The organism is Kribbella sp. NPDC002412, assembly GCF_053592935.1.
On the sequence record NZ_JBSFBL010000120.1, the window covers coordinates 1 to 8,735 of the forward strand.

The window sequence follows — 8,735 nt, forward strand, 5'->3', positions numbered from 1 at the left end:
GTGCCATGTTCTTACACCTCCTTCGATGCAGATCGTCGGGATAGGGACTCGGACCTCCCCAGTGGTCCGAGTCCCGGCGCCTGGTCGCCGCCATAGGCCTGCTGTTCATCGTCAGCGTCATCACGTTCTCGATCTTCTACCTGGTGCCGCGGATGGCCGGCGCAACGCCGGAGACGCTCGCCACGCGGTACGTCGGCCGGGCCGCGACCGAGGAGACCGTGAAGTCCACGGCGCAGAACCTCGGCTTCTACGACCCCGTCCCGGTGCAGTACTACCACTGGGCCAAGGGGGTCGTGGTCGGTGCCGAGTACAACTACGGCGCCGGCGTGGAGCAGTGCCCGGCCCCGTGCCTGGGTTACTCGTTCCTCAAGAAGCGCCCGGTGTGGCCGGACCTCGTCGAGGCGATACCGGTGACCCTGTCGCTCGCGGTCGGCGCCGCGGCGATCTGGCTCGTGTTCGGCGTCTCGACGGGTGTCCTGTCGGCGCTGAAACGCGGGTCGGTCTTCGACCGGGCGGCGATGGGCACAGCGCTGGCCGGGGTCTCGTTACCGATCTTCTTCACCGGACTGGTCTGTCTGAGCATCTTCAGTTATCACCTGAAATGGACGGTTCCAGGGGGGACGTTCGTCCCGTTCACGGAGAATCCGTTCAAATGGGCGCAGGCGCTCATCCTGCCCTGGATCACGTTGGCGTTCCTGTTCTCCGCGCAGTACGCGCGTCTGACCCGCGCGGGCATGCTGGAGACGATGAACGAGGACTACATCAGAACCGCGCGGGCCAAAGGCCTGCCGGAAGGAAACGTGGTGGTCCAGCACGGGCTACGCGGCGCGCTGACCCCGATCCTGACCATCTTCGGCCTCGACGTCGGCCTGCTGATGGGCGGCGCCGTACTCACCGAGAAGACCTTCTCGCTGAACGGCCTGGGCAAGTACGCGGTGGACGGCATCGTGCAGAACGACCTGCCGAAGATCCTGGGTGTGGTCCTGGTCGCGTCGACGTTCATCATCATCGCGAACCTGGTCGTCGACCTCTTGTACGCCGTGGTCGACCCGAGGGTGAGGGCGAAGTGAGCTTTCTCGACGTACGCGACCTGAAGGTGCACTTCCCGACCGACGACGGCGTGGTGAAGTCCGTCGACGGGCTGTCGTTCACCCTGGAGCGCGGCAAGACGCTCGGCATCGTGGGGGAGTCCGGCTCGGGCAAGAGCGTGACCAGCCTGTCGATCATGGGCCTGCACAAGCCGGGCGTCGCCAAGATCACCGGTGAGGTCATCCTCGACGGGCAGGACCTGATCTCGTCCAGCCGCGAGGAGGTCCGCCGGCTGCGCGGCAAGCGGATGGCGATGATCTTCCAGGACCCGCTGTCGGCGATGCACCCCTTCTACACGGTCGGGCGCCAGATCGTCGAGGCCTACCGGGTGCACAACGACGTCAGCAAGGGCGTTGCGCGCAAGCACGCGATCGAGATGCTCGACCGGGTCGGCATCCCGCAGCCGGACCGGCGCGTGGACGCCTACCCGCACCAGTTCTCCGGCGGCATGCGGCAGCGCGCGATGATCGCGATGGCGCTGTCCTGCGACCCCGACCTGCTGATCGCCGACGAGCCGACCACCGCGCTCGACGTGACCGTACAGGCGCAGATCCTGGACCTGATCCGGGACCTGCAGAGCGAGTTCAACTCCGCCGTCATCATCATCACCCACGACCTCGGCGTGGTCGCCGAGCTGGCCGACGACATCCAGGTGATGTACGCCGGCCGCGCGATCGAGTACGGCAGCGCGGAGGACATCTTCGACCGGCCGCAGCACCCCTACACCTGGGGTCTGCTCGGCTCGATGCCGCGGATCGACCGGGAGCGCTCGGAGCGGCTGATCCCGATCAAGGGCGCGCCGCCGAGCCTGATCAACGTGCCACCGGGCTGTCCGTTCAACCCGCGCTGCAACTACGCGCACCTGAACGGCGGCGCCAGTGAGACCGACCGGCCCGAGCTGCTCGACATCGGGTCCGGCCACAAGGTCGCCTGCCACCTCTCCCCGCAGGAGCGCCAGAAGGCGTGGGAGACCGACATCAAGCCGAAGCTGTGAACGGGACGACGACTGTGACCGACCTTGGCACGACTGCTGAATCCGACCCGACCGCCGTTCCGGGGATCGAGCCGCCCAAGCTCGGCGAGCAGCTGCTGTCGGTCAACGGCCTGGTCAAGCACTTCCCGATCCGCAAGGGTGTGATGCAGCGCCAGACCGGCGCGGTGCAGGCCGTCGACGGGCTGACCTTCGACGTCAGCCGCGGCGAGACGCTCTCGCTGGTCGGCGAGTCCGGCTGTGGCAAGACCACCACCGGCCGGCTGCTGACCCGCTTGCTGGAGCCGACGGCGGGCCAGATCATCTTCGAGGGGCAGGACATCAGCCACCTGTCCGAGGGCAGGATGCGGCCGCTGCGCCGCGACGTGCAGATGATCTTCCAGGACCCGTACGGCTCGCTGAACCCGCGGCACACGGTCGGCAAGATCGTCGGCGCGCCGTACCGGCTGCAGAACGTGAAGCCCGAGCACGGCGTGAAGAGGGCCGTGCAGGAGCTGCTCGAGCTGGTCGGCCTGAGCCCGGAGCACTACAACCGCTACCCGCACGAGTTCTCCGGCGGTCAGCGCCAGCGGATCGGGATCGCCCGGACCCTCGCGCTGCGGCCGAAGCTGATCGTGGCCGACGAGCCGGTGTCCGCGCTGGACGTCTCGATCCAGGCGCAGGTGGTGAACCTGCTCGAGGACCTGCAGGACGAGTTCGACCTGACCTACGTGATGATCGCTCACGACCTGTCCGTCGTGCGGCACGTCTCGGACCGGGTCGCGGTGATGTACCTGGGCAAGATCGTCGAGCTCGCCGACCGGGTCGACCTGTACGAGAAGCCGATGCACCCGTACACGCTCGCACTGCTGTCCGCCGTACCGGTGCCGGACACCAAGCGCAAGGGCAAGCAGGAGCGGATCCGGCTGGTCGGGGACGTGCCGAGCCCGATCAACCCGCCGCCCGCCTGCCGCTTCCACACCCGCTGCTGGAAGGCGCAGGACATCTGCAAGACCACTGAGCCGCCGCTGCTGCAGCTGGCCCCGGGGCACCAGGCCGCGTGCCACTTCCCGGAGAACCAGCCGTCGGACAAGCCGGTCGCCCCGGCGCCGAGCCCGGACACCCAGGACCGCTGAGCGCACAGCGCCTGACGCCTGCCGTCAGGCGCTGTCTGCTCCGAGCAGCTTCGCCGCCCGCTGCGCCGGCACCGGGTCGTGCTCGCGGTAGAAGGCGAGCGCGAACTCCAGATTCGGTACGGCGTCCTCGTGCTCGCCGAGCTCGTCGAGCAACTCACCGAGCTCGAGTCGCGCCCGTGCCTCCCGCCGCCGGTCCCGGACGTCGGCGGCGATCTCGACGACCTGGTCGGCGTCGCGGACGTTGTCGAGCAGGATGAGGACACGCCGGTTCGCCAAGCGGGTCCGGAAGGCCGCGGAGGCTTCGGGCAGGCTGTCGGGCACCGCCTCCGCCAGCACGCCGGTTGCACGCAGCAGCTGACCCAGTGCCTGCAGCGCGCTGAGCGGCGTACCGGATCCGAAGCCGCGGCGTTCACGATCAGCACACCGTCGGGGTAGTGGCCGGTGGCGGCGTGCCCTGCCTGAATGGCGAGGGCGGTCTTTCCGACGCCCGGCATGCCGCGGATGGTGGCGATCGCCGGAGCGCCCGGCCCGGTGGACGGCCTGGTGAGCAGCTCGGCGAGCTGGTCCAGCTGGCGCCGCCGGCCGACGAACGCAGTGGTTGCGGCAGGCAACTGAAGGGCGACGACCCAGGCCGGGCCGGTGGGCTGGGTGGGAGCGGTCGGCTGGGAGACCGCCCCACGGGACGCCAGCCGCTGGAACTCGGCGCGCTCACTCGCGGTCAGGTCGAGTGCGCCGGTCAGCCGATCGAGGGTCGTCAGGTGCGGGAACCGCCGTACGCCGCGCTCCAGCAGTCCGATCGCCTGTGCGCTGAGCCCGGCCAGCTCGGCCAGCCCGTCCTGGGGCAGCCCGCGGTGGACCCGGGCGTGCCGCAGCACGTCGGCAAATGTCTGCGCCGCCTGACGTCCCGCGGCAACCCTAGCTGTAGAGGTCGATGATCCGGCTGCCGGTCGGGACGGCGAAGGGGGTGGTGCGCGGTGGCGTCGTACTGAGCGTGAACGTGGAGAAGGCGGAGACGGCGACCGTGCAGGCGGAGGTCTGCGTCGAGCAGGTGAGCAGGTCCGCCTGGTCGGTGGGGGAGTTGCGGCGTTCGCCGGCGGCGGTGAAGGTGTTGTCGTCGAGCCACTGGCCGAAGACCAGGGTGTCGTAGGCGTACGGCACCATCATTTGGCGGCCGGTCGCGACGTCGTACGCCTGGAGGCCGGCCCAGCTGGGTTCGATGCCCATGCGGACGTCGTCCGGCTGGGTCACGAGGGACTTGGCGCCGGGGGAGAGGAAGGCCTGCTGGCCGCTGAACCTGGCGGGCGCGGACGCGGTCACCGTGCGCGCGATGGCCAGCGAGATGCCGCGCGGCTGCTGGAAGACGAGTTGGCCGTCGGATACCGTGCGCACCGTGTCCGGCCCGCCGTCGGCGATGCGCTCACCCTTGTCGGTCTTCAGGTCCCAGCGGTACACGCCGTCGAGGGTGCCGAAGTACGCGTAGCCGCCGTCGATCGCGACGATCCGGGGCCTGATGGCGATCGAGCCCATGCCGTGGTCGTTCCCGATCGCCGTCCGGACCACCTCGCGGCCGGCGGCGACGTCGTACACGACGGAGTCGGAGTCGTTGTTGTGCGTCTCGACCCAGCCGACCAGGTCGCCGCGGTCGTCGGCGGTCAGCCGGTCGGTCGTGTTGTCGGGCTCGATCCGGTCCACACCGTCCTTGGTCACGACGAAGACCCCGCCCTGCTCGGTGGTGAACACGAACCCCGAGTCGACCTGGACGAAGGCGCTGACCTTGTGCGGCGCCACGGAGATGACGTCCTGGCCGTAGTGGATCTCGGAGCCGATCGCGTACGTCGCCCGCCGCTCGGTGAACGTGGCAACCGGCGGGTCGTCCGGCCCACTCACCATGCGTACGCCGGTGATGCCGCCGGCGACGACGGCCAGCGTGACGAGCGCCGCCCCGGCCACCGAGGCGACCCGGCGCCGTCGCAGCCGACGGTCGCCGGCCGCGACGATCCCGTCCAGGTCGAGCGCCGGCGGCTCACTGCCGTCCGCCCGCTCGGCCAGCATGTTTCGCAACAGATCGGTCACTCCGTCATCCCCGCCTTCTCCATGACCAGTACGGCGTCCCCGCCCAGCCGCGCCCGCAACTTCGTCAACGCGGCGGACACCTGGCTCTTCACCGTCCCGACGGAACATCCGAGAACCTCAGCGGTCTGCACCTCGGTCAGATCCTCGTAGTACCGCAACACCAACGCCGCCCGCTGCCGCGGCGGCAACCCCCGCAACTCATGCCACAACCACACCCGCGCCGTGGCGTCATCCCCCTCCACCGGCCGATCCGGCACATCCCCCCGCGGCTGCTCCGCCGCCCAGCCCTTCCGCCGCCACCACCCGATCGCGGTAGTCGTGATCGCCTTCCGCGTGTACGCCTCCGCCGAGCTCGGATCCCGCAGCCGCCCCCACCGGACGTACGTCTTGATCAAGGCCTCCTGCACCAGATCCTCAGCCAGCCCCCGTTCCCCGACAAGCAGATAGGCATACCGGTACAGCGCCCCATGCCGGCTCCCCGCAAACTCGGCGAACCCCGCAGCGCCCGCTCCCTCGCCCATCAACTCCCCCTCGCCGGGCTTCCCTTGTCACCCACCCTGACGTCACGACCATCTCAAACGGTTGGGTGCCTGTGTGTCGTAGCCGGGGACTCGGTGGGTGGCGTTCGACAATGTCGAACGACGAGCGTTGTGCCGCCTCGCGATCGCTCTTAGATTCCAGCCAGCCGTGGTCGTCACGGTGATGGAAGGGAGGCTAAGGCATGGCTACGACCGAAGCGGTCAAAGCACGAACCCTTCTGGGGGAGTGTTCCGCCGAACTCGCGGGCACGTTCATCCTGATCCTGTTCGGCTGCGGTGTGGTGGCGCAGGTGGTGACAGCGGGGCTCGGGGACCATGACTCGATCGCCTGGGCGTGGGGTATCGGCGTGACCCTGGGCATCTACGTCGCGGGCCGGATGACCGGCGCGCACCTGAACCCGGCGGTGACGATCGCGCTGGCGGCGTTCCGCGGGTTCAGCTGGAAGAAGGTGCTGCCGTACTCGGTGGCCCAGTTCCTCGGGGCGTTCCTGGCGGCGCTCGTGGTTCGCTGGAACTACACCGAGGCGCTGAACAAGTTCGACCCAGGGCTGACCATCAAGAGCCAGGGCGTGTTCTCCACTCTGCCGGGTAACGGCAGCGTGGATCTCGGCGTCGGCATGTGGGCCGGTCTGCGGGACCAGATCATCGGGACTGCGATCCTGATGCTGGTCATCCTGGCGATCATCGACGTGCGCAACACGGCGCCGGCGGCGAACCTCGGGCCGTTCATCGTCGGCCTGCTGGTGGTCGGCATCGGGATGGCATGGGGCACCAACGCCGGGTACGCGATCAACCCCGCGCGTGACTTCGGCCCGCGGGTGGCGTCCTTCCTCACCGGGTACGGGGGGACAGCGTTCAAGGATCAGTTCGGAGATCTCTACTTCTGGGTGCCGATCGTGGGACCGATCATCGGCGCGCTGGTCGGCGCGTTCCTGTACGACGTACTGGTCGGCCGCAACCTGCCGATCTCCGAGGAGGAAGAGCCCGGCCAGATCCCGGAGGAGTCGAAGAACGTATGACATTCATCTGTGAGGAGAGGACTTTCCATGGCTGACTTCGTCGGCGCCGTCGACCAGGGCACCACGAGCACCCGGTTCATGATCTTCGACCACTCCGGCAACGTGGTGGGCATCCACCAGCTGGAGCACGAGCAGGTCCTGCCGCAGGCCGGCTGGGTCGAGCACAACCCGGTCGAGATCTGGGAGCGCACCAGCTCGGTGATCCGCACCGCGATGAACGCGAAGGGCCTGCAGGCCGGCGACCTGGCCGCACTCGGCATGACCAACCAGCGCGAGACCGCCGTGGTCTGGAACCGCAAGACCGGCCGGCCGTACTACAACGCGATCGTCTGGCAGGACACCCGGACCGACCGGATCGCGTCGGCGCTGGAGCGCGAAGGCAAGGGCGACGTGATCCGGCAGAAGGCCGGGCTGCCGCCGGCGACGTACTTCTCGGCCGGCAAGGTGCAGTGGATCCTGGAGAACGTCGACGGCGTGCGAGCGGCGGCCGAGGCCGGTGACGCCGTGTTCGGCAACACCGACACCTGGTTGCTGTGGAACCTCACCGGCGGGGTCGACGGCGGCGTGCACATCACCGACGTCACGAACGCCAGCCGGACGATGCTGATGAACCTGGAGACGCTCGACTGGGACGACGAGCTGATCTCGTTCTTCAACATCCCGCGGCAGATGCTGCCCGAGATCCGGCCGTCGTCGGACCCGAACAAGTACGGCGAGACGCTCGCCAACGGGCCGTTCGGCGGTGTGGTGCCGCTGACCGGTGACCTCGGTGACCAGCAGGCGGCGACCGTCGGCCAGGTCTGCTTCAACCCGGGCGAGGCCAAGAACACCTACGGCACCGGCAACTTCATGCTGCTGAACACCGGCACCGAGCTGGTCCGGTCGAAGGCCGGCCTGCTCAGCACCATGTGCTACAAGTTCGGCGACGAGGCGCCGGTCTACGCGCTCGAGGGCTCGATCGCGGTGACCGGGTCGGCGGTCCAGTGGCTGCGGGACCAGCTCGGCATCATCTCCGGCGCGAGCGAGACCGAGACGCTGGCCCGGCAGGTCGCGGACAACGGCGGGGTGTACTTCGTGCCCGCGTTCTCCGGCCTGTTCGCGCCGTACTGGCGCTCCGACGCCCGCGGCGCGATCGTCGGGCTGTCGCGGTACAACACCAACGCTCACCTGGCGCGAGCAACACTGGAAGCGATCTGCTACCAGAGCAAGGACGTGGCGGACGCGATGGAGAAGGACTCCGGGGTCCGGCTGGACGTGCTGAAGGTGGACGGCGGTGTGACCGCGAACGAGCTGTGCATGCAGATGCAGGCGGACATCCTCGGCGTGCCGGTGAGCAAGCCGGTCGTCGCGGAGACGACTGCGCTCGGCGCGGCGTACGCGGCCGGCCTGGCCGTCGGATTCTGGAAGACCAAGGAAGAACTGGTCCAGAACTGGAACGAGGACAAGCGGTGGGAGCCGCAGTGGTCGGACGAAGACCGCACGAAGGGGTACGCCGGCTGGCAGAAGGCCGTCCAGCGCACCCTCGACTGGGTCGACGTCGACTGATCTGGCAACACACGGAATCGGAAGGAACAGCACAGTGGGCGCAGTGGCTCTGTCACCGCAAGCGAGGACCGAGGCCATCGACGCGATGGCCGACGGACGGGAACTGGACGTCCTGGTGATCGGTGGCGGGGTGGTCGGCACCGGCTCGGCCCTGGACGCCGCGACCCGGGGCCTGACCACCGGACTGCTGGAGGCCCGCGACTTCGCGAGCGGCACCTCCAGCCGGTCCAGCAAGTTGATGCACGGTGGCCTGCGCTACCTCGAGATGCTCGACTTCCGGCTGGTGCACGAGGCGTGGCACCGGGGGGAGGCGGGGGCGGTACTGTACCCCCGAGAGAGGTAGAGGGGGGTGGGGGGGAAGATG

8 protein-coding genes and 2 pseudogenes are annotated in these 8,735 nt (G+C 68.9%); 6 read left to right on the plus strand and 4 right to left on the minus strand.

From position 1 onward, the window contains the following. Nucleotides 1–80: 80 nt before the first annotated feature. Genes ACWCOV_RS41260 through ACWCOV_RS41270 form a run of 3 tightly spaced genes read left to right on the plus strand, consistent with a single transcriptional unit; the run spans nt 81 to nt 3,195 of the window. On the plus strand, nt 81–1,070 hold the full coding sequence (locus tag ACWCOV_RS41260) for an ABC transporter permease (protein WP_449834847.1): 990 nt from the start codon (nt 81–83) through the stop codon (nt 1,068–1,070). Further along, nucleotides 1,067–2,083: an ABC transporter ATP-binding protein gene (locus ACWCOV_RS41265; RefSeq protein WP_449834840.1), complete on the plus strand. Its 1,017-nt coding sequence runs from the start codon at nt 1,067–1,069 to the stop codon at nt 2,081–2,083. Before ACWCOV_RS41260 ends, ACWCOV_RS41265 begins: the two co-directional genes overlap by 4 nt. 14 nt (nt 2,084–2,097) lie before the next feature. Continuing rightward, the gene (locus ACWCOV_RS41270; protein ID WP_449834841.1) at nt 2,098–3,195 is read left to right on the plus strand and encodes an ABC transporter ATP-binding protein; all 1,098 of its coding nucleotides are present in this window, start codon (nt 2,098–2,100) and stop codon (nt 3,193–3,195) included. A 24-nt stretch (nt 3,196–3,219) separates the two neighbouring features. Here the strand turns inward: ACWCOV_RS41270 and ACWCOV_RS41275 are convergent, their stop codons facing one another. The 4 genes and pseudogenes from ACWCOV_RS41275 to ACWCOV_RS41290 form a co-directional block, all read right to left on the minus strand. After that, nucleotides 3,220–3,531 (minus strand): hypothetical protein, encoded by a 312-nt coding sequence (locus tag ACWCOV_RS41275; protein WP_449834842.1) that lies wholly within the window; start codon nt 3,529–3,531, stop codon nt 3,220–3,222. Next, nucleotides 3,504–4,070, minus strand: a pseudogene (locus tag ACWCOV_RS41280) (AAA family ATPase); the annotation flags it as partial. The gene ACWCOV_RS41275 and the pseudogene ACWCOV_RS41280, both read right to left, overlap by 28 nt. Nucleotides 4,071–4,110: 40 nt before the next feature. Then, nucleotides 4,111–5,268: a hypothetical protein gene (locus ACWCOV_RS41285; protein ID WP_449834843.1), complete on the minus strand. Its 1,158-nt coding sequence runs from the start codon at nt 5,266–5,268 to the stop codon at nt 4,111–4,113. Beyond that, nucleotides 5,265–5,789 (minus strand): SigE family RNA polymerase sigma factor, encoded by a 525-nt coding sequence (locus tag ACWCOV_RS41290; protein ID WP_449834844.1) that lies wholly within the window; start codon nt 5,787–5,789, stop codon nt 5,265–5,267. Before ACWCOV_RS41290 ends, ACWCOV_RS41285 begins: the two co-directional genes overlap by 4 nt. 200 nt (nt 5,790–5,989) lie before the next feature. On the opposite strand from ACWCOV_RS41290, the gene ACWCOV_RS41295 reads away from it, so the two are divergent. The 3 genes and pseudogenes from ACWCOV_RS41295 to ACWCOV_RS41305 form a co-directional block, all read left to right on the plus strand. Then, a complete protein-coding gene (locus ACWCOV_RS41295) occupies nt 5,990–6,826 on the plus strand; it encodes an MIP/aquaporin family protein (protein WP_449834845.1) in 837 nt (278 codons plus the stop codon). 27 nt (nt 6,827–6,853) lie between these two features. Beyond that, nucleotides 6,854–8,371 (plus strand): glycerol kinase GlpK, encoded by a 1,518-nt coding sequence (glpK, locus tag ACWCOV_RS41300; RefSeq protein WP_449834846.1) that lies wholly within the window; start codon nt 6,854–6,856, stop codon nt 8,369–8,371. Nucleotides 8,372–8,456: 85 nt separating this feature from the next. Continuing rightward, nucleotides 8,457–8,666 (plus strand): annotated as a pseudogene (locus ACWCOV_RS41305) (FAD-dependent oxidoreductase); the annotation flags it as partial. Between the last annotated feature and the right edge of the window lie 69 nt (nt 8,667–8,735).

What these genes read in the sequence shown, in the direction of transcription:
- ACWCOV_RS41290 (WP_449834844.1), bottom strand. Translation starts at nt 5,789, where the DNA reads ATGGGCGAGGGAGCGGGCGCTGCGGGGTTCGCCGAGTTTGCGGGGAGC.
- ACWCOV_RS41295 (WP_449834845.1), top strand. Translation starts at nt 5,990, where the DNA reads ATGGCTACGACCGAAGCGGTCAAAGCACGAACCCTTCTGGGGGAGTGT.
- glpK (WP_449834846.1), top strand. Translation starts at nt 6,854, where the DNA reads ATGGCTGACTTCGTCGGCGCCGTCGACCAGGGCACCACGAGCACCCGG.